The following is a 23,758-nucleotide window of genomic DNA, read 5'->3' as shown; positions in this document are numbered from 1 at the left end:
AGAAATATTCACGTTCCGCGCGGGATGCGGGCCGCTAGGCCGTCCAGGACGCAGGTCAGCCCGAACTCGAAGGCGCGGCCGGGCGGCTGGTCGTCCGCCTCGATGATCCGCCGGCTGAAGTGCGGGTACTCGCCGCCGTCGACCACCTCGCGGATGTACGGGCTCACGCTCGCGCGCCACTCGTCCTCGGTCATGCCGGTGCGCCGGGACGCCTGGAGTTCGGCGATCTCGCCGCCGACCGAGCCGAGGACGTAGGCGGTCACCGTGTCCACGGCGAGCGCGGCGAGCGTGGCGTCGGGCGTCAGCGTCCCGGCCGCCGCGAGGACGGTGTCGTACCGGCGCAGCGAGTGCGGGCCGAGCGCCGGGCGCCCCGTCAGCGCCGCGCCGAGCCACGGGTGCCGCAGCAGGACGGCCCGCAGCGCGCCGGCGTAGACACCCAGGTCGGCGCGCCAGTCGCCGGACGGCTCGGGCGGCGCGTTCTCGCCCTGGACGGCGTCGATCATGAGGTCGAGCAGCTCGTCCCGCCCGGCGATGTACCGGTAGAGGGACGCCGTCCCGGATCCGAGGTCCTTGGCCACCCGGCGCATCGTCACCGCGTCGACGCCCTCGGCGTCCGCGATCGCGACGGCCCGCGTCACGAACCGCTCCACGCTCGGCGCCCGGCGGCGCGGCTCGCGCCGTTCCTTCGTCCACACCAGTCCGTCCATTGCGGCCATCGTACCGTTGTGGTTACGGTGTAGCCACTACGGAAACGCTGTATCCATAAGGAGCCGTCATGATCCTCGTCGCCGGAGCCGGGACCGTCGGGCTGTCGACCGCGCTGTTCCTCGCCCACCACGGGGCGGACGTCCTGGTCGTCGAGCGCCGCGAGGGCCCGGACGTCCATCCGCGCGCCACCGGCGTCGGCCCGCGCACGGCCGAGCTCTTCCGCGAGCTCGGCCTCGAGGACGCCGTGGACGCCGCCGCGATCCCCATGACCACCGGCCTCGGCAAGATCGCCGCGCCGACGCTCGCCACCGCCGACCTGGACGCCCTGGCCGCCGCGGCCCCGCCCCGGCCCGTCCGGATGACGGGGCGTTCCGGCGACTTCTCCCCCGCCGCCCTCCGCGGCCCCTGCCCCCAGGACCGCCTCGACCGCGTCCTGCTCGCGGCCGCCCGCGAGCGCGGCGTCACCGTCGCCTACTCGACCGTCCTGACCTCGTTCACCCAGGACGAGACGGGCGTGACCGCCGTCCTGAACGACGGCGAGCGGACCGTCCGGGCCGACCACCTCGTCGCGGCGGACGGCGCGCGCAGCGGCGTCCGGGACGCGCTCGGGATCGGCGTGTCCGGGCCCGGCGCGCTCGGCGGCGCGCTGACGAACATCCTGTTCACGGCCGACCTCACCCCGCACACGCGCGGCCGCTCCTTCGTCACCTGCGGCACCGATACCGGGATGCTGGTGACGATCGACGGCACGCGGAGATGGGTCCTGCACGTCCCGCACGAGGACGGCCTGACCGACGCCCGCTGCCGCGACCTGGTGCGGGCCGCGGTCGGCGACCCGGGCCTCGACGTCGACATCGTCGGCGCGGCGCGCTGGCGGGTGCGCGGACAGCTCGCCGACCGCTTCCGCGAAGGACGGGTCCTCCTCGCCGGGGACGCGGCCCACACCGTCCCGCCCGTCGGCGCGTTCGGCATGAACACCGGCGTCGCCGACGGGCACAACCTCGCGTGGAAGCTCGCGGCCGTCCTGGACGGCGCCGCCGGGCCCGGCCTGCTCGACACCTACGAGGCGGAACGCCGTCCCGTCGCCGCGCTCGTGCTGGAGCAGGCCCTTCTCCGCCTGGCCGACCCCCGCCTGCACTGGGGTACGGGCCCCGAGGCGGCCGCCGCGCGCGCCGCCGCCGGAGCCCTCCACGCCCCGATCGTCCACCTGGGCCACCGGTACGACTCGTCCGCGATCATCGACGCGCGAACCGAGCTGCCGTCCACCGAGGACCTGGTCCTGGACGGCTCGCCCGGCTCCCGCGTCCCGCACCTGTGGGTCGCGGACGGCGTCTCGACGCTCGACCTCGTCGCGTCCCGCTTCACGGTCTTCACCGGCAGCCCGTCCTGGCTGGAGTCCGCCGAGGCCGCCGGGCTCCCGGCCCACCGCGTCGACGCCGACTGGATTCCTGAGGACGGCCTGCTCCTCGTCCGCCCAGACGGTTTCGTCGCCCTCCGTACGTCGGACCCGTCCACCGACCTCGACAAGACGATGCGCCACCTCCTGTCGTCCTGATTCGTCTGCGACCATCCCAAGGTGGATGAACTCGAACGCGCGTGCGCCATGCTCCGCTACTGCTGGCGCGCCGTGGTCGGCGACGAGTGCGACACCGACGAGCTGGGCGACGCGTTCACCGAGACCCGCCGGTCGTACGAGGCGGCCGGCCGCCCGGGCGACCCGGCCGTCACGACCGGGCTCGCGGTTCTCGCCTTCACCCGGCTCCAGGCCCACGTGCAGGGCGAGGTCCTCATGCCCATGGCCTGGGGCGAGGCGCAGGACGACGGCAGGCCGCTGGACGTCCTGGACGAGGACGACGCGCCGGGCCGCCTGCTGGCGGAGGACGCCGCACGCGCGGCCCGGCGCGCGCTCGCCGCCGACCCCGGCGACAACCTCTCGGCGCTCACGCTCGGGCTCACCCTGGAGACGCTCGGCGACACCGCCGCGGCGGTCGGCGCCTACCGCCGCTCACTTCGGACGGACCCCGGCGACGTCGACGCCGGGCTCCGCCTCCGGGCGCTCGGCGCCGAGGCACCGCCCGTCCCCGGGGACGGGGACGGGGACGGGGACGTCTGCCGCCATGCGGAGGGCTTCTTCCTCCTGAAGGTCAACGCCCGCGTCTCCAACAGCGAGTGGAGCGACTGGGTCTGGCTGTTCGGCGACCACGCCCGGATCAGGCCGGCGGCCGACGAGATCACGCGCGAGTACCACTGGGAGGGCTCGTTCGAGGACGGCGACGACGACCGGTGGGACCCGCGGTCCGCCGCGTTCGACCCGTCGCCGGACCACAGCCTCCACCTGGCCGTCCACCGCCCCGGAGCGCCCGAGACGGTCGTCGACCTGTACCGCGCGCTCCGCAGGGCCCCGGACGGGACGGTCTCCCTCGACTGGTCGGCGCTCCCCCATCCCGCCCCGCTCGCGCCTCGCCTGTCACCGTTCAGGCCGGTGCGCGTCGAGTCCATGACCTGCTTCCCCGGCCTGAACGGCCCGGACTGGGAAGAGGCCGAACGCCCTTAGTCCAGCAGGGACCTCCAGTACTCGACGTAGGACGTCTCGTGGGTGATGCCGAGGTCGAGGAGGCGCCGGCGGGCGAGGTCGTCCGGGGCCGCCGAGGCTCGCAGGTCGCGGTACCGCGCGAGCCACTTCTCGTGCTCGGCGAGCTGGGCCCGGGCCAGGGCCGTCAGGTGCTCCGGGGCTGAGAGGTCGGCGAAGAACAGCTTGACCTGGGACGGGTCGCGCGTCTCGGCCGGGCCCGCCTCGGGGTCGGCCAGCCACGCCTGGAGGACGGCGCGTCCCTGCTCGGTCAGGTGGAACACGCGGCGGCGGCGTCCGGTCTCCTCCTGCTCCTCGCGCAGCAGGCCCTGCTCGGCCAGGCGGGCCGGGATCCGGTAGAGCTGCGCGTGCGGGATGGGCCAGAAGTAGTCGACGCTCTCCTCGACCTTGGCCTTGAGCTCGTACGGCGTCATCGAGCCGTGGCGCTCGATGAGGCCCAGCACGACGTGGTCCTGCGGACTGTTCTCGGCCACCGACTCCCTCTCCTTGACACGGTCTCACGGAGAGCATACTTTCATGCCGCCGAGACCGTATCAATGAGAGGGTTGTCGATGTTCATCCACCCGGAACTGACCGGCGTCCTGGCCGGACTGCCCGATCGGGTCGACGCGTCCAAGGACGTCGACGCGGCCCGCGCGTCCTTCAGGCGGCTCATGGCGCCGCGCATGGGGCCGGATGCCCGAGTGACGGTCGAGCACCGGATCGCGGCGGGCGTCGACGTGCAGGTCATCCGTCCGGCGGGAGCGACCGGGAGGCTGCCCGCGGTGCTGTACGTCCACGGCGGCGGGTTCAGCTTCGGGGAACTGGACGGGCCGAGCCCCATGGCCCGGGACGTATGCGTCGCGACGGGCGCGGTGGTCGTCAACGTCCACTACCGGCTCGCGCCGGAGCACCCGTTCCCGGCCGGGTTCGACGACTGCTACGCGGTGCTGTGCTGGCTGGCCGAGCACGCGGACGACCTGGACGTCGACCCCGCGCGCGTCGCGGTCGCGGGGGCCTCGGCGGGCGGATGCCTGAGCGCCGCGCTGTGCCTCGCCGCGCGCGATCGCGGCGGCCCGCGCGTCGCGTTCCAGACGCTCCTGATCCCCTGCCTGGACGACCGGGGCGACACGGCCTCGATGCGCGCGATCACCGACCCGCGCTTCACCAACACCCGCCTCGTCGCGAGCATGTGGAACGTCTACCTGGGGAAGGCACGCGGCAGCAACGTGTCGCCCTATGCGGCCCCGGCGCGCGCGCACGAGCTGTCCGGGGTGGCGCCCGCGTACATCCTCACCTGCGGAGCCGACCCGCTACGGGACGAGGGCCTGGACTACGCGCGGCGGCTCATGGAGGCCGATGTGCCCGTCACGGTGAAGAACGTCCCAGGCGCGTGGCACCTGTTCGAGGCGTACGCCCCCGACTCGGTTCTCGCGCGCGAGACCACGGCGCACTGGCTCACCGCGCTGCGCGACGCACTCCGCTAGGTGGCGGTCAGAGGCCGAGGTGCTCCTTGGCGACGCGCTTGGGGACGACCATGCGCCACGCGTCGATGACGAGTTCGCGCATCTCGTCCTCACCGAGGGCGGCCGTCCGGGCCTCGACCCAGTTGAAGCGCTGGTTCGCCTCGTTCGGCATCACGAACGTGGACGGGTCGGACGCGATGAGCCCTTCCCGCTCCTCCTTCGGGAACGCGAAGCCGATGATGGTCTCGTCCCGGGAGAACGCCACGTAGACGATCGCGCCCACGCGGAACTTCACGCGGTCCCTGATCAGGTGTTCCGTGGTCCGCGGGAGGGGCAGGGCCACGCGCCGGACGTCATCAACCGTCACCATCCGCCCAGTATGGCGTTATGGAATCTTGGTTCCAAAACATGGTAGCGTCGCCCGCATGGCACGACCGAGGACGTTCGACGAGACCCGCGCGGTCGAGGCGGCGGCGGACGCGTTCCGCCGCCGGGGCTACGACGGCACGTCGACCGACGACCTGTGCGAGGCGACCGGGCTGCGGCGCAGCAGCATCTACAACGCGTTCGTCAGCAAGCACGACCTGTTCGTCCGGGCGCTGGCGCACTTCATCGCGAACGCGACCGGCCGCGTCACCGAGCTGATGGAGGGCGACGCCCCGCTGCGCGAGAAGGTCACCACACTGCTCGGCTGGGTGATCGTCGACGAGTGCGAGGACGAGCTCGGCTGCCTGGTCGTGAACACCAGCGTCGAGCTCGTGCCGCGCGACCCGGAGATCGCCCGGATGCTGGAGCGCGACTACCGGCGGCGCTTCGAGGCCGTCCGGGCGGCGTGCGGACGGGCCGTCCGCGAGGGCGAGCTCGCCGGGGACCGCACCCCGGACGCGCTGGCCCACTTCATCCTCGCCCAGGTCAGCGGCCTGCGGATCGCGTCCCGCTACGGCGCCGGGCGCGCCGAGCTGGAAGGCATCGCGGCCACCGCTCTGACCGCTCTCTAGAAATCTGACCGCTCTCTAGAAACACGCGCGCGCCCCACCCGGGGCGCACGCCGCGCTGGTTTTGGAATCTGGAATACAGAATTGGGGTGGACGACGATGCCGCTGGCCATCTGGGTGCTCGGTTTCGCGATCTTCGTCATCGGGACGTCGGAGTTCCTGCTGGCGGGACTGCTCGAGCCGATGGCGCGGGACCTGCACGTCACGGTCCCGACGGCCGGGCTGCTCATCTCGGCGTACGCGGTCGGGATGGTCGTCGGCGCGCCCGTCCTGGCGATGGCGACCCTGCGCTGGCCCCGGCGGCGCGCTCTGCTCCTGTTCCTGGTCGTCTTCGCGGCGGCGCACGTCGTCGGGGCGCTGACGCCCGGATACGGGGTGCTGTTCGCGTCGCGGCTGGTCGGGGCGGTCGCGTGCGCCGGGTTCTTCGGCGTCGCGACGGTCGCGGCGATCGAGCTCGTCCCGGCCGGGAGGCGGGCGCAGGCGCTCGCGATCGTCATCGGCGGGATCACCGTCGCGACCGTCTTCGGCGTCCCGGCGGGGACGTTCATCGGGCAGCACCTCGGCTGGCGGGCGGCCTTCTGGGCGGTCGCGGCCCTGGCCGTCCCGGCGTTCGCCGGAGTCGCCTTCACGCTGAGGAGCACGCGGGCCGCCGTGACGTCCGTGCCACGGGTGCGGGACGAGCTGCGGTCGATGAGGCGCCCCGCGCTGTGGGTCGCGTACGGGACGACGGCGCTCTCGTTCAGCTCGATGATGGCGACGTTCGGCTACCTCGGACCGCTGCTGACCGGCCCCGGCGGGCTGGGCGAACGCTGGGTGCCCCCGGTGCTCGCGCTGTTCGGCGTGGGGTCGCTGATCGGCATCACGATCGGCGGACGCGTCGCCGACGCCCACCCCTTCGCGACGCTCTACACCGGACTGGGCGGGGTCGCCGTCACCTCGGCGGCGATCGCGCTGACCGCGTCGCATCCGGTCGCCGTGGTCGTCCTGGTGTTCCTCATGGGCGTCGCGGGGATGGCGACGAACCCGGCCGTGAACGTCCGCGTGCAGGCCACCGCCGGAGCGACCCGGACGCTGGCCGGGGCGTCGGTGACCTCGGCGTTCAACGTCGGGAACACCATCGCGCCCTGGCTCGGCGGGCTGGTCGTCAGCGCCGGGTTCGGGTACGCGTCCGTCCCGTGGGTGGGCGTCGCGATGGCCGTCGCGGCGCTCGGGACGGTCGCCTGGGCGTCCGCCCTCGACCACCGCCGCCCGGACACGGCGACGCCGCCGGCCCCAGGGACGGCCCTGGAACCGGCGGCGCTCGTCACCGACTAGGAGACGTGGCAGGTGGAGGTGCCGGTCCGGGACGGGTCGGACTCGGACGTCGCGGTGAACGACACCCGCGCGTTCCTGTCCGCGCCCGCGCCCGGCTTGGCCCAGACCTCGACCTTCGCCGTCCGGCCGTTGGACGCCGCCGCGAGCGAGTTCGGCAGCCAGGTCGTCCAGCCCTTGCCGGACGCCGTGGCGGACAGCCGGAACACGTCGGACGCCGTGTACCCGGCCCCGCCCGTCCCGGTGTTGTGCAGCACGGCCGTGCACTTGCGCCACCCGCCGGCCGCCGCGCTCCCGCTGCCCGGCGTGAGGCGGACGCCGCGCGCCTGCGGGCCCGCGCCGTCCAGCGAGCGGATCGCGACCGTGTACGACAGGACGCCCTTCTTGTCGCGCTTGAGGTTCAGCACGTAGAAGTGCAGCCGGTTGGCCTGGTCGACGTACTCGTACTGGCTGCCGGAGTCGTTGCCCGCGTGGAACAGGGCGTCCGACAGCTGCCGGTAGTCACCGATCGTCATCTTCTGCGGCGTGCCGTCCGGCAGGACGAAGTCGACCTTGTTGATGTCCTCGGGGTGCGCGTCCTTCACCCAGATGAACGGCGCGTTGTCCTTGTCCTTGGTCTTGGACAGCAGGACGCCCGAGTCCGGGGTGAACGAGTCGAAGCCCATCCGGTCGACGACCTCGACCGTGTAGTTGTTGTAGCCGCCGCCGTCGCACATCGGATCCTTCGACGTGTCGCACTTGGGGCTCTTGTCCCCGGCGGCGCCCAGCTTCACGTTCACGCCGGTCAGGCCCTTCGCGCCCGGCTGCGCCTCGCGCGCGGTCACGTTCGCGACGACGAGCCCGCCGGACGCGAGGGTGTCCCGGTCCACCTGGAGGACGTTCTTCGGGTCCACCATGTTCAGCTTCATCTTGTTGCGGAGCATGTGCTGCGCGCCCATGGACGCGCCCGCCGTCGCCGGGATCAGCCACCGGCTGTGCGGGCCGCCCGGACCGTTGAAGCTGCCCCGGCTCAGCATCTCCCACGGCCCCGAGTAGTCCCGGCGCGCCGGGATCGAGTACGGGTTGTTGTAGTTGTCGCCGATGCCGAGGATGTGGCTGAACTCGTGCGCGAACACGGCCATCCCGGAGCTCTCCGCCTGGATGGAGTTGCCCGGGATCGCGTTCGGCCACAGCGTCGCCCCGGCCTTCCACGACGTCCACGGGACGTACCGGGTCTGCACCCAGTTCGGCAGGTTCGGGTCGGGCGAACCCCACTCGCGGGGCACGTCCTCCTTGTTCTGGAACTTCATCTGGCCGAACTCCTGCCAGGTGGACGACTCGTCCTGCCCGGCGGAGAGGAAGAAGACCATGTCGTACTGCTTGGCCTTCTCCTCGCCGACGTCGGCGACCCACGCGGCCGTCGCGTCCGCGCGCAGGTCGCGCTCGCACGTGTCGCCCGACGGGCAGCCGGTGCCGCCCTGCATACCGTCCACGCCGTACTCGTAGCTCTTGTGCTGGAGCCGGTACGCGCCGAAGCCGGTCAGGTCGACGCCATAGCGTCCGCCCGAGTCCTCCATCCAGTACTCGTGGAGGGTGTGGCCGTGGTTGAGGTCCTGCGGCTTGTTCAGGAAGTCCTGGTAGAACTTCGCGACCTGGTCCCTCGGGACGTCCCCGACGGAGGTCGGGTTACCGAAGATCGTCGAGTTCTTCGGCTTGGTGATGGCGAAGTCCTCGTCGGGGTAGTCGACGAGGACGACGGCGCCCTTGAACGTCTTCACCGACCCCTTGCGGGCGGGATCGGCCCAGTTCGTGCCGGGAACGGACGTGTAGTCGTTCCAGGTCATCGTGTCGGGCATCTGGTAGTTCTGCGGGTCGATCGGCGTCGGCGCACCGGCCTTCGCCGCACGCACCCCCGCCTCCTGCTGCCAGGGCTGCGTCCGCGGCCAGTGCCGCATCTGCCACGGGTTCGGGGTCGGCTTCGGGACGGACGGCGCCTGGGCGGCGGCCGGCACGGCCGACAGCCCGAGGGCGGCCAGCGCCAGCGCGGCGGGCGCCAGGAGGATCTTCTTCGCGCGCATGCTTCCTCATGTCTCCGGGGTCGTCTGCGACGCTAGAAAGGGACGCGTCCAAGATCAATGTCCGTTTCGGACGAACCGGCCGTCCCATCCCTGGCAAGCCCCGCCCGTTTACCTCCCGCACACCTCCGCCCCGTATACCTCCACGAGGATCAGGAGAGGAGGTCGCGGGTCGCGACGACGATGCCGTCCTCGTCGCTGTAGAGCCAGTCACCGGACGCGATCCGGACGCCGCCGAACTCGACCGGGACGTCGAGCGAGCCCACGCCGTCCTTGGCGGACTTGCGCGGGTTGGACCCGAGCGCCTTGACCCCGAGGTCGAGCTCCCGCAGCCGCACCACGTCCCGGACGGCCCCGTTGATCACGACACCGGACCAGCCGTTCTCCACCGCCGCCCCCGCGATCATGTCGCCCATCAGCGCGGACGCCAGCGACCCCGCGCCGTCCACGACCAGCACGCGCCCCTCGCCCGGGGTGTTCAGCACCTTCTTGACCAGCCCGTTGTCCCGGAAGCAGCGAACCGTCGCCACCTGCCCCGCGAACGCCGCGCGCCCCCCGAACCCCCGGAACTGGGTCTCGCAGGAGCGCAACTCGTCCTCGAAGTCGTCAATGAGATCAGCCGTCGCGAAGTCCATGCGGGGCAGCTTACTGATCGGTAATCCCGTGGCCGGATCCGACCTGCGCGGCGTCCCGGCGGCGCGCCCGGACGGCCCCGGTGACACCCCACGCGGTCAGGGCCGCGAGTAGGGCGAGGCCCGTCCCGGCCACGGACGCCTGCCAGGTGACCGACAGGTCCGCCTTCCTGCCGACATGGCTCGCCACCGGGCCCGGCGACAGGACGAACGCGACGGGCACATGCTCGCCCCGGGCGGGGAACTCCATCGTGAAGAAGCGGTCCGGGCAGCCGTCGACCTTGACCGCGCGGCGCGTCCCCGCGTCGTCGAAGGCGACGAGACAGTGCCGCTGCTCGCTCCTCTTGCCCTTGGCGGTCGTCCACGCCCGGACGAACTCGCCCTGGACGTCCCGTCCCTTCTCCTTGAGGTAGAGCGGCGAGGTCGCGCTCACGACGCCGAACAGCACCAGGAGGATCGGAAGGATGGCGAGCCACGCCTGGAAGTGGCCGCGGCCCGCGAAGACCGCGCAGGTGAACACGGTGAGGAAGAACACCCCCATCACGACGAGCACCGTGACCCACTCCGCCGTCAGGGTCGTCACGAACATCCCGCCCGGGACGAACACGACGGCGATCCCCCACAGAACCGCCCAGGTCACGAGCACCATGGGCAACCCCATGCGCGGACGCTCGAAGAGCGCCACCCTCCCCTTGGCCACGTCGTTCCCGAACCTGCGCGCGCGCCGCCGGGCCTCGGCGGCGTTGGCCTCGTCCTCCGGACGCGGCGGGCGTCCGCCCATCCGCGTGTGCAGCGCGAGGACGCTGTCGACCAGGACCGCGCCCTCGTCCTCCGCCGCGATGTGCTCCAGGGCGGGCAGCGGCCCGAACCCGTACTCGACCAGCTTGGCCCGGTCACGCTTGTCGAGCGCCTTCAGCCTCCTGCGCACCGAGCGCGGAGTGGGGTCGAAGCCGGGGGTGAGCATGGAACGTCCTTCGTTCAGGGATCTTCGCCGGGTGGTGGCCTCAGACCGGCCGGGAAGGGCGACGGCGGTGCCGGACGGCTTCCGTCACGCCCCACGTGGTCAGCCCCGCGAGAAGGACGAGACCGGTCCCGGCCGTGTACGCCTGCCAGGTGACCGACAGGCCGTCCCGGGTGCCGAGACGGCTGCCCACCCCGCCCGACGACAGGATGAACCGGACGGGAACGCCCTCGCCGGTCCGGGCACGGTACAGCTTGGCGACGTGGCCCGAGCAGCCGCCGACCTCGATCTCGCGCCGCGTCCCCGCGTCGTCGAAGGCTACTCGGCAGTGGCGCTGCTCGGTCTTGCCGCCCTTGTCGGTCGTCCACACCCGGACGAGTTCGCCCCGCATGTCCTCGCCCTTGTACATGAGGTGCAGCGGCCAGGTGGCGGCGACGACGCCGACCAGCACGAGGAGCAGCGGCAGGACGGCCGCCCACGCCTGGACGTGACCGTGCATGGAGATGTACCCGCAGATGATCAGGATGAGGGCGAACCCGCCGATCGGGACGACCACGCCCAACCATTCGGACGTCAGCGTCATCACGTACATCCCGCCCGGGACGACCACGACGACGATGCTCCAGATCACCGCCCAGGACGCGAGAACCCCGTACAACCCCATCCGTGGCGTGGCGGGCAGCCTCCCCGCGAGCAGCTCGTCCCTGAACGTGCGCGCGCGCTGCTTGGCCCTGGCGGCGTTGGCCGCGTCGTCCGGACGCCGCAGACGGCGCCCCGTCTCCGTGTACAGCGCGAGAACGCTGTCGATCAGGCGCGCGCCGTCCCCCTCGGACGCCATGTACTCCAGCGCGTAGAAGGGCCCGAACCCGTGCTTGGCCAGCTTGGCCTTCTCACGATCACCGAGCCTCGCCAGCTTCCTGCGCACCGAGCGGGGAGTGGGCCGGGTCATGCGGCGCCTCGTCCTTCGTCCAGGGGGTGGAGCGGGACGAAACTACGCCTCCCCCCATTTCGGACGCCACATCCGTCCCCTTCCGGCCACCCCGCGCGACGGCGGACGATGCGCCCGAGCCGGGGCAGCGGACGATGCGGCCGTGCCGGGGCAGCGGACGATGCGGCCGTGCCGGGGCAGCGGACGATGTGCCCGTGCCGGGGCGGCGGCGTCAGAGGCGGCCGATCTCGGACGCGCCGGCCGGGGTGGTGGCTCCGGTGTCGGTGGGGCGGCCGATCAGCCGGGACAGGACGATCGCGGTCTTGGTCGCGGTGATGTTGGGCTCGCGCCGCAGCCGCTCCAGGGCCTGCTCGAGATGCTGGATGTCCCGGGACCGGACGTGCACCAGGGCGCTGGCGTCCCCGCTGACGGTGTAGGCGGCGACGACCTCGGGGTGCTTGTGGACGCTGTCGTAGATCTCCTCGGGGGACGTCGCGCCGGTGCAGAAGACCTCTATGAACGCCTCGGTCGTCCAGCCGAGGGCGGCCGGATCGACCACGGCGGCGAAGCCCGTGATGACGCGTTCCGCGCGGAGCCGGTCGACGCGGCGCTTCACCGCGGGGGCCGAAAGCCCGATCCGGTCGCCGATCTGCGCGTAGGACGCGCGGCCGTTCTCCAGGAGCTGCGCAACGATTCGACGGTCCAAGTCGTCAAGACGCAACAAATATCTCCCCCCGAGACCTCATTCGGCACTGTGTGCTGGTAGATCCCGAACATACGCTGGTCGGAGGGCCCGCGCACAACGATTGGCGCGAGGTCCGACCCCCCATCCGGCACCGGCCGCCGCCGGTGTGGCGACACGATCCCGGCGACGACGCCGGGCCGACACGGGTGAAGGAGCGTTCGTGACCCGAACCGAGCAGCTGCGGGCCATGTCCGAGGAGCACAGCGCGCACAACTACCACCCTCTCCCGATCGTCATCACCGAGGCCGACGGGGCCTGGGTCACCGACGTCGACGGGAACCGCTACCTCGACATGCTCTCCGCGTACTCCGCGGTCAACTTCGGCCACCGCAACCCGCGGCTGACCGCGGCGGCCAAGCGCCAGCTGGACCGGGTCACCCTGGTCAGCCGCGCGTTCGACCACGACCAGTTCGGCGCGTACGTGAGCGAGCTCGCCGAACTGTGCGGCAAGGACATGGTCCTGCCGATGAACAGCGGCGCCGAGGCGGTCGAGACCGCGCTGAAGACCGCGCGCAAGTGGGGCTACGAGGTGAAGGGCGTCCCGGCCGGCCAGGCCGAGATCATCACCTTCGAGGGCAACTTCCACGGCCGGACGACGACGATCGTCAGTTTCTCCACCGACGAGGACGCCAAGGCCTCCTACGGTCCGTACACGCCCGGCTTCAAGGTCGTCCCGTACGGCGACGCGGACGCGCTGCGGGACGCCATGACCCCCAACACGGTCGGCGTCCTGGTCGAGCCGATCCAGGGCGAGGCCGGCGTGGTCGTCCCGCCGAGCGGGTTCCTGACCGCCGTCCGCGACCTGTGCACCGAGTTCAACGCGCTGATGCTGGCGGACGAGATCCAGTCGGGCCTCGGCCGGGCCGGCACGACCTTCGCGGTCGAGCAGGAGAACGTCGTCCCGGACGTGTACATCCTCGGCAAGGCCCTCGGCGGCGGCATCATGCCGGTGTCGGCGGTCGTCGCGAACCGCGACGTGCTGGGTGTGTTCAAGCCCGGCCAGCACGGCTCCACCTTCGGCGGCAACCCGCTGGCCTGCGCGATCGGCCGGGAGGTGATCGCCATGTTGAAGACCGGGGAGTTCCAGGAGCGCTCGCGCGAGCTGGGCGCGCACCTGCACGCGCGGCTCGCCAAGCTGCCGTCCGACCGGGTCCGCGAGGTCCGGGGCCGCGGCCTGTGGGCCGGGATCGAGCTGAACGGCCCGGCGCGTCCGGTGAGCGAGCGGCTGAAGGAGCTCGGCGTCCTCGCCAAGGAGACGCACGAGACCACGATCCGGCTCGCCCCGCCGCTGATGATCTCCCGTGAGGACCTCGACTGGGCGATCGACCAGTTCGAGATCGCGCTGAAGGGCTGACCCGACACCGGGCCCGCTCCACGAGCTCGAGGCCCCCGCCGGCCAACGACGTCCGGCGGGGGCCTCTTGACGTTCCGAGGCACAGCGTTCCCGGGCACGGCGTCCGGGGGACGGCGTCCGGGGGACGGCGTCCGGGGGACGGCGCCCAGGGCGGTGGCTAATCCGCCACGGCGCGGAAGACGTCGAGGTGCCGGCGGGCGGCGCCCTCCCAGGTGAAGGACGCGGCGCGGGCGAGGCCGAGCGCGCGCAGCCCGGCGGCGCAGGACGCGTCGTCCAGCACCTCGGCGAGCGCGCGGGTGAGGCCGCCCGCGGACAGGTCCGGCAGCACCCGCGCCGCTCCCCCGGCGACCTCGGGCAGCGCGCCCCGGTCGGACACCACGACCGGCGTCCCGCAGGCCATCGCCTCCACGACCGGCATGCCGAAGCCCTCGTGCTCGGACGGCAGCGCCAGCACGGACGCGGCGCGCATCAGCGGCGCGACCAGCCCGCCCGGCACCGCGCCCAGCGCCCGGACGTGCGGATACCGCTCGATCGCGCGCAGGACCCGCTCGTCCCCCGGGCACGGCAGGCCCGCGAGCACGAGCGGCACCCGGAGCCGCGCGGTCGCCTCGGCGAGCATCGGGACGTTCCGGCGATGCGCGAGGGCCCCCAGGAACAGGACGAACCGTTCCGGCAGCCGCAGCGCGCCCAGCACCTCGCCGTCGCCTATGGAGCTGGTGTGGAAGCGTCCGCCGTCCACGCCGTGGGGATCACGTGGAGCCGCTGGGCGGGGACGTTGAATCGCTCCCTGATCTCCCGTGCGGAGAACTCCGACACCGTCACGATCGCGTCGGCGACGGCGGCCGTGCCCGCCACGCGCCGGTACCAGAGCCGTTCCCGTACGGAGTGGCGGATCCCTACCGGAGGGCGCGGAGGCAGGGCGTGGATGGTCGCGACCATCGGCACCCGCGCGCGCACGAGGGCGCCCGTGTCGTCGGGGTAGTGCAGCAGGTCGAACTTCTTGCGTTTGGGCCACAGCAGGCCGTCCGCCAGCGCGTACGCGACCGGGCGCACCGGCCCGCCCACGCCCCGCGGCGCGAGCATCCCCGGGTGGACGCCCAGGGGACGCAGCCGTTCGTACAGCGCGCGGGCATACGTGGTGGTGCCGCCGACATGGCGCTCCAGCGCCTTCCCCGAAACCCCGACCCGCATAGTCCCCGGACGCTATAGACGCGCCGCCGGCCAGGGCGGACGGCGCGCGCGCCGATGGCCTGTCTTGGACGACCGTTGGCGACCGCCTGCCCGGCCCGCGAGGTGAGACGACCGTCACGCCCCGGGGACACCGAAACCGGACTGACAGATCGGTCTCATCGGATTAGTCTAAGTGGACTAATCCAAGTCAACCAAAGACGGCTGATGTCCAGAAACCTGACCCCCCTGGCGCTGACCGTGCTGCGCATGCTGTGCGACGGCCCGATGCATCCGTACGAGATGCAGCAGCGCATCCGCTGGCACGCCTACGACCACGCGGTCAAGGTGACGCACGGGTCGCTGTACCACACGGTCGACCGGCTGGCCTCGTCCGGCCTGATCGAGCCCGTGGAGACCAACCGCGAGGGCCGGCGGCCCGAACGGACCGTGTACGCGGTGACGCCCTCCGGCCGGGACGCGGCCTGCGACCGGCTGGCCGAGCTCCTCGCCGCTCCCGGCGAGGAGTTCCCGCTGTTCGGCGCGGCGCTCGCGTTCGTCAACCTGCTGCCCGTGGACGAGGTCGCCCGGCACCTGCGCAACCGCGGGGTGACGCTGGAGGCGTTGATCGCCGGACACCAGGCGTCCTACGAGTCGCTGCGCAAGCGCGGCCTGGCCCGGTTCAAACTGCTGGACCTCGAGCTGAGCATCGCGCGGCAACGGGCCGAACTCGACTTCACCCAGTCCCTGGTGGACGACCTCGACGCGGGCCGTCTCACCTTCGAGGACGACGGGGACTCCGAGTCGGCCTGCCCCCAACGGCACCCCTACGAAGACGCGCCCGGCCACGGGGCGCACGCAGAGGAGAACGCATGAGCAAGTGGCGCGGAAACCCCTGGGCGGTGCTGCTGACGCTCTCCCTCGGGTTCTTCATGACGCTGCTCGACCTGACGATCGTGAACGTCGCGATCCCGAGCATGATCGACAAACTGCACGCCTCGCTCGACGAGGTGCTGTGGATCACCAACGCCTACATCCTGGTCCTGGCCGTCCTGCTCATCACCGCGGGCCGGCTCGGCGACCTCTGGGGCAAGAAGAACCTGTTCATCGCCGGGGTCGTGCTGTTCACCCTGGCCAGCCTCGCGTGCGGCATCGCGCAGGACCCGACCCAGCTGATCGCCGCCCGCGCGGTCCAGGGACTCGGCGCCGCGCTGCTGATGCCGCAGACCATGTCCATCATCATCGCGACGTTCCCGCCGGAGAAGCGCGGCGCGGCGCTCGGCGTGTGGGGCGCGGTGGCGGGCGTCTCCACGATCGCCGGGCCCACCATCGGCGGCATGCTGGTGACCAGCTTCGACTGGCGCTGGATCTTCTTCGTCAACCTGCCGATCGGGATCCTCGTGCTCGCCCTGGCGGTGCCGATCCTGCCCGGCCACACCCCGGGCGTGCGGCACAAGTTCGACGTCACCGGCGTCGCGCTCGTCACGGTCGCGCTGTTCTGCCTGGTCTTCGCCCTCACCGAGGGCCAGAAGTACGAGTGGAACGCCTGGATCTGGGCGCTGATCGGCGCCGCGGCCGCGCTGTTCGTGGTGTTCCTCGTCCAGCAGAAGGCCCGGCAGGAGCGCGAGCCGCTGGTGCCGTTCGGGCTGTTCCGCGACCGCAACTTCACGATCCTCGCCTTCGTCGGCGCGGCCGTCTCGGTCGGCATGGTCGGCATGTTCCTGCCGATGAACATCTACCTCCAGTCGGTGCTCGGGTTCAGCGCGCTGAAGGCGGGCCTGGTCATGGCCCCCTCCTCGGTCGTGTCGATGTTCCTCGCGCCGATCGCGGGCAAGCTCACCGACAAGATCGGCGGCCGGCTCATCCTCATGGTCGGCCTGCTGCTCTACAGCGCCGGCATGCTCTGGATGGTCCTCGTCGCGGGCACCGCCACCGACTGGACGGCCTTCCTCGGGCCGCTCATCGTCAGCGGCATCGGCGTCGGCGGCGTGTTCGCGCCGATGGCGACCGAGGCCACCCGCAACGTCCCGCCGCGCCTGGCCGGGGCCGCGTCCGGCGTGAGCAACACGATCCGGCAGATCGGCTCGGTGCTCGGCTCGGCGGCGGTCGGCGCGATCCTGCAGAACCAGCTCGCGTCGTCCCTCAAGCGCGAGGCCGTCACGCGGGCGCAGGGCCTGCCCCAGCCGTACCACGACAAGTTCGTCGCGGGCTTCTCGAAGGCGTCGAAGGGCGGCATGGAGGTCGGCGCGTCCCAGCACAGCGGCGGCCAGAAGCTGCCGGCCGGCACCCCGGCCGACGTCGCGCACCAGATCCAGGCCCTCTCGGGCCAGGTGTTCGAGCACGGCTTCGTCCACGCGATGCGGCCCACGATGATCCTGCCGGTGGCCGTCGTCGTGGTCGGCGCCCTCGCCTGCCTGGGTGTCAAGCGCTACCGCGCGGCCACGCCGTCCGACACCCCTCAGCCGGAGGCGGCCCCCGCCGCGCACTGACCGCACGGGGGCGCTGACCAGCTGAAACACGGAGAAGCCCGGCACGACGTCCAGTCGCGCCGGGCTTCTCCACGTCGGCGTCGCCGGGTCGGGCCACCTCGCTTCGGTCAGCGGGCGATGCGCCGGTAGCGGCCGTCGTGGAAGATCAGGGGCTCGGCCTCGGGGTTCGGCAGGTCGAGGGACAGGACCTCGCCGACCACGATGCTGTGATCGCCGCCCTCGTGGACGGCGTGGGTGCGGCACTCCACGGACGCGAGCGCCTCGGACAGGACGGGCGCGCCGGTCACGGCGCCGCGGTGCACGCGGTAGCCGTCCAGCTGCCCGGCGATCGGACGGCCGCGGGTGGCCAGGTGCTCCGACGCGGCGCGCAGGCCGTCCGGCAGCACCGAGACCGCCCACGTCCCGGCCGTGAGGACGGTGTCGTGGAACCGGGCCGTCCGGTCGGCGCAGAACATGACCAGCAGCGGGTCGAGGGACACGGAGGTGAAGGCGTTCACCGTCATCGCGTGATCGACACCGTCGGCGACGGTGGTCACGACCGCCACGCCGGTGGCGAACCGCCCGACGACCTGGCGGAACAGCCGGGGGTCGGGCGCGGTGCCGAGGGCATGGGCTTCGGGGCAGGGGGGCTCGATGCTCACAACGCCCCTCACACTACCCGCGGGTATCGCCACCGCCTCCGGTCAGCCACTGTCCGGTGAGCCACTCTCCCGAGGCGCGGCGGGTCGGGACGACCGCGATCGCGATCAGCGCGGCGACCATCCCGCCGATGAGGTAGACGTAGCCGGGGGTCGTCCCGGGGATGACCAGGTCGCCCTCGGACTGCTTGGTCGACATGACGAACGTCACGACCATCCAGGTCGTCGCCGGGGCCACGGCGCCCAGTTTCGTCCCCATGCCGAACCCGGCGCCGAAGACGAGCGCGAACAGCACCACGCACAGGCCGACCGCGGGCAGCGGCCACGAGCCGACCGTCCAGTTCTGGTGGAACGCGCCGAACAGCCCGTAGGCGAACCCGAGCAGCGCCAGCACCATGTACGCCGCCCCGGAGACCACGGCCGACAGACCGGACTCGGCAGCCGGCGCAGAGGCGGTCGGCGCGGAGGCGGACGGTGCGGAGGCGGACGGTGCGGAGGCGGGTGTGGTGTCAGCGGGCCGGTCCGCCCTTGGCTCGTCCTTGGAGTGGTCCCCGGTGTGACCTTCGGCGTGATCCTCGGCGTGGTCCTCGTTCACGGCGACAGCCTAGCCAGGGTGGCGGTCAGGAGAGACCGGCGAACAGGTCGGTCTCGCGCCCGCCCGCGGCGGCCGGGCCGCGCTCGCCGTCCAGCAGGACGTAGTACTCGGTGCCGAACGCCTGCTGGCCGAGGTTGTTCGACAGCGCGAAGAACGGCCCGGTCTCGGGGGGCGCGACGGTGATCTGGGTGCGGTGCGCGCGCAGCGCGTCGAGCTTGGCGGGCAGGTACGGGCGGGCGTCCACGACCGTGGTGATCAGGTCGTCCGGGACGCCGGAGCCCAGCTCGTCCACCGTCGCGACGCGCGGGAACGGCAGCCGCGCCTCCCGCATCACCGCGATCGCCCGGACGAGGACGGTGCGGGGCGTCGCGTACGCGTACAGCTTCGCGCCCCGCCACGGCTCCCGTCCCCCGCCCGTGAAGGACGGGTCGGCGGCCAGCTCGAACGCCCGGCGGGTGACGCGGTGCGCCTGGATGTGGTCGGGATGCCCGTAGTTGCCGCGGTCGTCGTAGCTGACGACCACCTGCGGCCGGACCTCCCGGACGATCTCGGCGAGCGCCCCGGCGGCCTCGTCCAGGTCCGCGCGCCAGAAACATCGCGGATCGTCGTTGGTGGGGGCGCCCATCATGCCCGAGTCGCGCCAGCGTCCCGGGCCGCCGAGGAACCGGTGGTCGGCGACGCCGAGCGCCGCGCAGGCCGCGTCGAGCTCGCCGATCCGGAACGCGCCGAGCCGGTCCTCCTTGTCGGCGGCCAGGTGGCGCAGGTCGTCCGGGATGACCTCGCCCTCCTCGCCCAGCGTGCAGGTGACGAGCGTGACGTGGGCGCCCTCGGCCGCGTACTTGGCCATGGTCGCCCCGGTCCCGATGGACTCGTCATCGGGGTGGGCGTGCACGAACAGGATGCGCGGCTCCTTCATGACCAGTGAGCCTACTAACGCGCGGGACCGGTCTCGGCTGTCACCCGTCCCGGGCGGGTGCGGAAAACGTCACGCTCCGGACGTGACCGTCGTCACGTCCGGAGCGTGGTCGTGCGGAGCCCGCCGGTGGCCCCGCGCCGTGGATCGGGTGGCGCGGGCCGGTCGGTGCTGGTCAGTGCTGTTCGGTTGGTGCTGTTCGGTTGGTGCCGGTCAGTTGGTGCCGGTCAGTTGGTGCCGGTGGTGAGGCCGCCCGCGGCGCCGTCCGTGCCGCCACCGCCCGTGCCGCCGCCGCCGGTCCCACCGCCGGTGCCGCCGCCCGTGCCGCCACCGGTACCGCCGCCGGTGCCGCCGCCCGTGCCGCCACCGGTTCCGCCTCCTCCGCCACCCGGAGGCGGCGTCGTGTGGCCACCGCCGCCGTTGCCGTTGCCGTTACCGCCGCCATTGCCGTTGCCACCGCCGGGCGTGTGGGTCGGCGGCCCGGTCGAAGTGTCCGGCGGGGTGGTCGGCTGCGTCGTGCGCGTCGGACGGTGCGTCCGGGTGTGCGTCGGCTCCGGGGAGTTGGAGTCGGTGTTCGACGGCGACTCGGTGTCGGTCGGGTTCTCGGACTGCGAGGTCGTCTGGTCGCTGGCCGGCGTGTCGCCGCCCTTCTTGCCGCCGCCCGAGCTGGCCACGGCGACGCCGATCACGATCGCCAGCACCGCGATCGCGACGACCGCCGCGATCACCGGCCCCCGGGACTTCCGCTCCGGCTCCCAGTCGCGCCGGGACGGGCGTCCGCCGCCACCGCCGCGGTAGGCGTCCTCGTAGCCGGCGACCGGCGGCAGGGTCGCCCCGCCGCCGCCCATGCCCTGGGTGGCGCCGCCCTGGCCGTAAGCCTGCTGGCCGTAGCCCTGGTCGTAGGAGCCGGCCGGGGCCATCCGGGTCGAGGCCGCGCCGCCCGCCGCGGCGGCCGCTCCCCCGGCCAGCAGCGCGGTCGCCTGCGCCGGGTCGTCCAGCGCGGTCGCGCCCGGCACGACGCCGGGGCCCCCGCCGGTGCCGCCGGGGCCGCCGCTGCCGATCAGCGCCATCATCAGCTGCTGCGCTGTCGGCCGCCGCGCCGGGTCCTTGACCAGGCAGGCGGCGATCAGGTCGTACATCTCGGGCGGCAGGCCGTCCAGCGAGGGCGGCTCGTTCATCACCCGGTTGATCACCGCGACCACGGTGTCGTCGCCGAACGGCGGACGGCCCGTCGCGGCGTACACCATCGTCGAGCCCCAGGCCCAGACGTCCACGGCCTCGGTGAGGCGCTGCCCAGCGACCTGCTCGGGGGCCATGTAGGACGGGGTGCCGATCGCCTTGGTGGCGTTGGTCTGGCCCGCGTCCAGGGCCCGCGCGATGCCGAAGTCGATCACGCGCGGCCCGTCCGGGGCCATGATCACGTTGTGCGGCTTGAAGTCGCGGTGCACGATGCCCGCCTGGTGGATCGCCACCAGCGCGGTCGCGGTGCCGATCGCGAGGCGCTCCAGCCCCGCGCCGGTGATCGGCCCCTGCTCGGTGATCTGCTTGTACAGCGACGGGCCGGGCACGTACTCGCTGGCGATCCACGGCTGGTCGCCCGCGACGTCGGCCTCCAGCACCTGCGCGGTGCAGAACCGGGCGACCTGCATGGCCGCCTGCGACTCGCGGACGAACCGGTGGCGCGCCATGTCGTCGGCGGCGAGGTCGGCGCGGAGGAGCTTGATCGCCGCCTTCGACCCGGTCGGGTCCACGCCCAGGTAGACGACGCCCTGACCGCCCTCTCCAAGACGTTCGGTCAGGTCGTAGGACCCAAGCCGCCGGGGGTCTCCCGGCTGCAAGTCCGACATGGAACAACTCCTTAAGCGGGCGGCACTGGCGACGCTGCGGGGCTGGGCGGGCGGGCTACGAGCTTACGCGAGCACGCACGCGCCCACCGCGCGTTCACCTTGCGGGACCATACCCATTGAAACGCCCCAAAGCAGCGTGGCGCCGGGCTCCCGCGCGGATCGGTCCGAGACGGCTGGCAGACTCGCACCATGAGCATCAGCTATCCGCGGCAGACCGCCCGCACCCGCCGGTTCACCCTCGGCGTCCCGCGCGCCTTCCAGATCGCGCCCGACGGGTCCCGGGTGGCTTTCCTGCGCACCAAGGCGGGCAACGACCCTGTGACCTGCCTCTGGACGCTGGACCCGGCCACCGGCGCTGAGACGCTCGTCGCAGACCCGGCCTCCCTCGCCGTCGCGGGTGAGCAGAACCTCCCCGCCGAGGAGCGCGCCCGCCGCGAGCGGGCCCGTGAGGGCGCGGGCGGCATCGTCGGCTTCGCGACCGACGCGGCCGTCCGGCAGGCGGTGTTCTCGCTCGGCGGGCAGCTGTTCCTCACCGACCTGGCGTCCGGCGAGACCCGGGAGCTCCCCGCCGAGACCCCGGTGTTCGACCCGCGCCTCGACCCGGCCGGACGCCGGGTCGCCTACATCTCGGGCCGCACCGTCCGCGTGATCGGCACCGACGGCTCGGACGACCGCTCCCTGGTCACCCCCGAGAGCGACCAGATCTCCTACGGCCTGGCGGAGTTCATCGCCGCCGAGGAGATGCAGCGCATGCGCGGCCACTGGTGGTCCCCGGACGGCTCGACCGTGCTCGCCGCGCGGGTGGACGAGACCCCCGTCCAGCGCTGGACGATCGCCGACCCGGCCAACCCCGAGAGCCCCGCCACCGAGATCGCCTACCCCTCCGCCGGGACGCCCAACGCGATCGTCTCGCTCGTCCTGCTGAAGGACGACGGCGGCCGCGTCTCGGTCTCCTGGGACCGCGGCCAGTACCCGTACCTGACCACCGCCGGCTGGGACGCGCGCGGCCCGATCATCGTCGTCCAGACCCGCGACCAGCGCGCCCAGCGCGTCCTCACGGTCGACCCGCTGAACGGCGAGACCACCCTGCTGCACACCGGCCACGACCCGGTCTGGACCGAGATCGTCCCCGGCGTCCCGGCCCGCACCGGCGCCGGCGACCTGGTCTGGACGGTCGAGGACCACCAGGCCACCGCGCCCGGCGTCGCGTCCCCCGACCTGACCGGCACCCGCCGCCTGACCGTCGGCGGCGAGGCCGTGACCCCGCCCGGCCTCCAGGTCCGCGCCGTCCTCGGCGTCGAGGGCGGCTCGGTGCTGTTCACGGCGTCCACCGAGCCGACCGAGGTCCACGTCCACCGGTACGCCGATGGTGCCGTGACGCAACTCACGTCCGGTCAGGGCGTGTACTCGGCGGTCGCCTCGGGCGACCTCACCGTGATCACCGGGTCGCGGCTGGACGTCCTCGGCACCGTCACCGAGGTGCGCGGCCCGCACGGCACGTTCCCCGTCGAGTCCCGCGCCGAGACCCCGGTCATCACGCCGCGCGTCGAGCTGCTGCACGCCGGGCCCCGCGAGGTCCGCACGGCCGTCCTGCTGCCCACCGGCTGGACGCCGGACCAGGGCCGCCTGCCCGTCCTGATGGACCCCTACGGCGGCCCGCACGCCCAGCGCGTCATGGCCGTCCAGCGCGCCTACTGCGAGTCGCAGTGGCTCGCCGACCAGGGCTTCGCGGTGATCGTCGCCGACGGCCGGGGCACCCCGGGACGCGGCGTCGCCTGGGAGCGCGCCGTCCGCGGCGACTTCGTCACGCCCGTCCTGGAGGACCAGATCGCCGCCCTGGAGGAGGCCGCCCGCCGCCACCCGGCCGCGATCGACCTCGACCGGGTCGCCGTCCGCGGCTGGTCCTTCGGCGGCTGGCTCGCCGCCCTCGGCGTCTTGGCCCGCCCGGACGTCTTCCACGCCGCCGTCGCGGGCGCCCCGGTCACCGACTGGACGCTTTACGACACCCACTACACCGAGCGCTACCTCGGCCTCCCCGAGGAGGAGCCGGAGACCTACGCCGCCAACTCCCTCATCGAGCTGGCCGACAAGCTCACCCGTCCCCTGCTCCTCATCCACGGCCTGGCGGACGACAACGTGGTGGCCGCGCACACCCTGCGCCTCTCCTCGGCCCTCCTCGCCGCGGGACGCCCCCACACCGTCCTCCCCCTGTCGGGCGTCACCCACATGACCCCGCAGGAGATCGTCGCCGAGAACCTCCTCCACCTCCAGGTCGACTGGCTCAAGAAGTCCCTCGCCTAAGACCCGCGAGCCGTGCGCCCGGGGCCTTGACGGCCCCCGGCCCCCCGCGCGGCCCCCGCCACCCCCCCCCCCCGCCCACCCGCCC

Annotated in this window: 23 protein-coding genes; 9 read left to right on the top strand and 14 right to left on the bottom strand. The window is 72.9% G+C overall.

The features are described 5' to 3' along the window. Positions 1-8: 8 nt before the first annotated feature. Positions 9-707, bottom strand: coding sequence for a TetR/AcrR family transcriptional regulator C-terminal domain-containing protein (locus EBO15_RS31400; protein WP_199744924.1), 699 nt, complete (start codon positions 705-707; stop codon positions 9-11). A 68-nt stretch (positions 708-775) separates the two neighbouring features. Between EBO15_RS31400 and EBO15_RS31395 the strand changes: the two genes are divergently transcribed. Continuing rightward, entirely contained in the window at positions 776-2,263 is a 1,488-nt protein-coding gene (locus tag EBO15_RS31395; RefSeq protein ID WP_122198097.1) for an FAD-dependent oxidoreductase, read from the top strand. A 21-nt stretch (positions 2,264-2,284) separates the two neighbouring features. Next, positions 2,285-3,262 (top strand): hypothetical protein, encoded by a 978-nt coding sequence (locus EBO15_RS31390; protein ID WP_147481747.1) that lies wholly within the window; start codon positions 2,285-2,287, stop codon positions 3,260-3,262. On the opposite strand, the gene EBO15_RS31385 is transcribed toward EBO15_RS31390, so the two are convergent. Then, positions 3,259-3,771 (bottom strand): PadR family transcriptional regulator, encoded by a 513-nt coding sequence (locus EBO15_RS31385; protein ID WP_122198095.1) that lies wholly within the window; start codon positions 3,769-3,771, stop codon positions 3,259-3,261. The two genes, EBO15_RS31390 and EBO15_RS31385, sit on opposite strands and share 4 nt — an antisense overlap. Positions 3,772-3,849: 78 nt before the next feature. Between EBO15_RS31385 and EBO15_RS31380 the strand changes: the two genes are divergently transcribed. Next, positions 3,850-4,764: an alpha/beta hydrolase gene (locus tag EBO15_RS31380; protein ID WP_199744923.1), complete on the top strand. Its 915-nt coding sequence runs from the start codon at positions 3,850-3,852 to the stop codon at positions 4,762-4,764. Between the two features lie 7 nt (positions 4,765-4,771). On the opposite strand, the gene EBO15_RS31375 is transcribed toward EBO15_RS31380, so the two are convergent. Continuing rightward, entirely contained in the window at positions 4,772-5,113 is a 342-nt protein-coding gene (locus tag EBO15_RS31375; protein WP_122198093.1) for an MmcQ/YjbR family DNA-binding protein, read from the bottom strand. Positions 5,114-5,168: 55 nt separating this feature from the next. Between EBO15_RS31375 and EBO15_RS31370 the strand changes: the two genes are divergently transcribed. Together EBO15_RS31370 and EBO15_RS31365 are read left to right on the top strand one after the other, a co-directional pair. Continuing rightward, positions 5,169-5,741: a TetR/AcrR family transcriptional regulator gene (locus EBO15_RS31370; RefSeq protein ID WP_122198092.1), complete on the top strand. Its 573-nt coding sequence runs from the start codon at positions 5,169-5,171 to the stop codon at positions 5,739-5,741. 96 nt (positions 5,742-5,837) lie between these two features. Further along, complete coding sequence (locus tag EBO15_RS31365; RefSeq protein ID WP_122198091.1) at positions 5,838-7,052, top strand: Cmx/CmrA family chloramphenicol efflux MFS transporter; 1,215 nt, start codon at positions 5,838-5,840, stop codon at positions 7,050-7,052. Here EBO15_RS31365 and EBO15_RS31360 read toward each other — a convergent pair. From EBO15_RS31360 to EBO15_RS31340, 5 genes are all read right to left on the bottom strand, one after another. Beyond that, on the bottom strand, positions 7,049-9,106 hold the full coding sequence (locus EBO15_RS31360) for a M6 family metalloprotease domain-containing protein (RefSeq protein ID WP_122198090.1): 2,058 nt from the start codon (positions 9,104-9,106) through the stop codon (positions 7,049-7,051). The two genes, EBO15_RS31365 and EBO15_RS31360, sit on opposite strands and share 4 nt — an antisense overlap. Before the next feature lie 149 nt (positions 9,107-9,255). Further along, positions 9,256-9,738: a ribonuclease E activity regulator RraA gene (rraA, locus tag EBO15_RS31355; protein WP_122198089.1), complete on the bottom strand. Its 483-nt coding sequence runs from the start codon at positions 9,736-9,738 to the stop codon at positions 9,256-9,258. Positions 9,739-9,748: 10 nt separating this feature from the next. After that, the gene (locus EBO15_RS31350; protein ID WP_122198088.1) at positions 9,749-10,699 is read right to left on the bottom strand and encodes a hypothetical protein; all 951 of its coding nucleotides are present in this window, start codon (positions 10,697-10,699) and stop codon (positions 9,749-9,751) included. A 40-nt stretch (positions 10,700-10,739) separates the two neighbouring features. After that, entirely contained in the window at positions 10,740-11,645 is a 906-nt protein-coding gene (locus tag EBO15_RS31345) for a hypothetical protein (RefSeq protein ID WP_122198087.1), read from the bottom strand. Positions 11,646-11,856: 211 nt separating this feature from the next. Further along, the gene (locus tag EBO15_RS31340; RefSeq protein ID WP_122198086.1) at positions 11,857-12,345 is read right to left on the bottom strand and encodes an Lrp/AsnC family transcriptional regulator; all 489 of its coding nucleotides are present in this window, start codon (positions 12,343-12,345) and stop codon (positions 11,857-11,859) included. 184 nt (positions 12,346-12,529) lie between these two features. On the opposite strand from EBO15_RS31340, the gene rocD reads away from it, so the two are divergent. Further along, positions 12,530-13,723 (top strand): ornithine--oxo-acid transaminase, encoded by a 1,194-nt coding sequence (gene rocD, locus EBO15_RS31335; RefSeq protein ID WP_233616551.1) that lies wholly within the window; start codon positions 12,530-12,532, stop codon positions 13,721-13,723. 157 nt (positions 13,724-13,880) lie between these two features. On the opposite strand, the gene EBO15_RS31330 is transcribed toward rocD, so the two are convergent. Next, positions 13,881-14,462, bottom strand: a complete 582-nt coding sequence (locus tag EBO15_RS31330) for a glycosyltransferase (protein WP_158628409.1) — start codon at positions 14,460-14,462, stop codon at positions 13,881-13,883. After that, a complete protein-coding gene (locus EBO15_RS31325; RefSeq protein ID WP_122198085.1) occupies positions 14,429-14,914 on the bottom strand; it encodes a glycosyltransferase in 486 nt (161 codons plus the stop codon). The genes EBO15_RS31330 and EBO15_RS31325 overlap by 34 nt, the downstream gene beginning before the upstream one ends. A gap of 204 nt (positions 14,915-15,118) precedes the next feature. Between EBO15_RS31325 and EBO15_RS31320 the strand changes: the two genes are divergently transcribed. Continuing rightward, positions 15,119-15,766 (top strand): PadR family transcriptional regulator, encoded by a 648-nt coding sequence (locus EBO15_RS31320; protein WP_158628408.1) that lies wholly within the window; start codon positions 15,119-15,121, stop codon positions 15,764-15,766. Then, positions 15,763-17,379, top strand: a complete 1,617-nt coding sequence (locus tag EBO15_RS31315; protein WP_122198083.1) for a DHA2 family efflux MFS transporter permease subunit — start codon at positions 15,763-15,765, stop codon at positions 17,377-17,379. The genes EBO15_RS31320 and EBO15_RS31315 overlap by 4 nt, the downstream gene beginning before the upstream one ends. A gap of 107 nt (positions 17,380-17,486) precedes the next feature. Here EBO15_RS31315 and EBO15_RS31310 read toward each other — a convergent pair whose 3' ends face one another. The 4 genes from EBO15_RS31310 to EBO15_RS31295 form a co-directional block, all read right to left on the bottom strand. Beyond that, entirely contained in the window at positions 17,487-18,020 is a 534-nt protein-coding gene (locus EBO15_RS31310) for a flavin reductase family protein (RefSeq protein WP_267898443.1), read from the bottom strand. Positions 18,021-18,033: 13 nt separating this feature from the next. Beyond that, a complete protein-coding gene (locus EBO15_RS31305) occupies positions 18,034-18,612 on the bottom strand; it encodes a DUF6113 family protein (protein ID WP_147481745.1) in 579 nt (192 codons plus the stop codon). A gap of 25 nt (positions 18,613-18,637) precedes the next feature. After that, positions 18,638-19,528, bottom strand: a complete 891-nt coding sequence (gene mshB / locus EBO15_RS31300; RefSeq protein ID WP_122198081.1) for an N-acetyl-1-D-myo-inositol-2-amino-2-deoxy-alpha-D-glucopyranoside deacetylase — start codon at positions 19,526-19,528, stop codon at positions 18,638-18,640. Between the two features lie 224 nt (positions 19,529-19,752). Then, complete coding sequence (locus EBO15_RS31295; protein ID WP_122198080.1) at positions 19,753-21,372, bottom strand: serine/threonine-protein kinase; 1,620 nt, start codon at positions 21,370-21,372, stop codon at positions 19,753-19,755. Positions 21,373-21,561: 189 nt separating this feature from the next. Between EBO15_RS31295 and EBO15_RS31290 the strand changes: the two genes are divergently transcribed. Beyond that, positions 21,562-23,673, top strand: a complete 2,112-nt coding sequence (locus EBO15_RS31290) for a S9 family peptidase (protein WP_122198079.1) — start codon at positions 21,562-21,564, stop codon at positions 23,671-23,673. Positions 23,674-23,758: the final 85 nt, after the last annotated feature.

This window comes from Actinomadura harenae (assembly GCF_003696215.1).
GTDB lineage: Bacteria > Actinomycetota > Actinomycetes > Streptosporangiales > Streptosporangiaceae > Spirillospora > Spirillospora harenae.
This window is presented reverse-complemented; position numbering and strand designations above follow the sequence as displayed.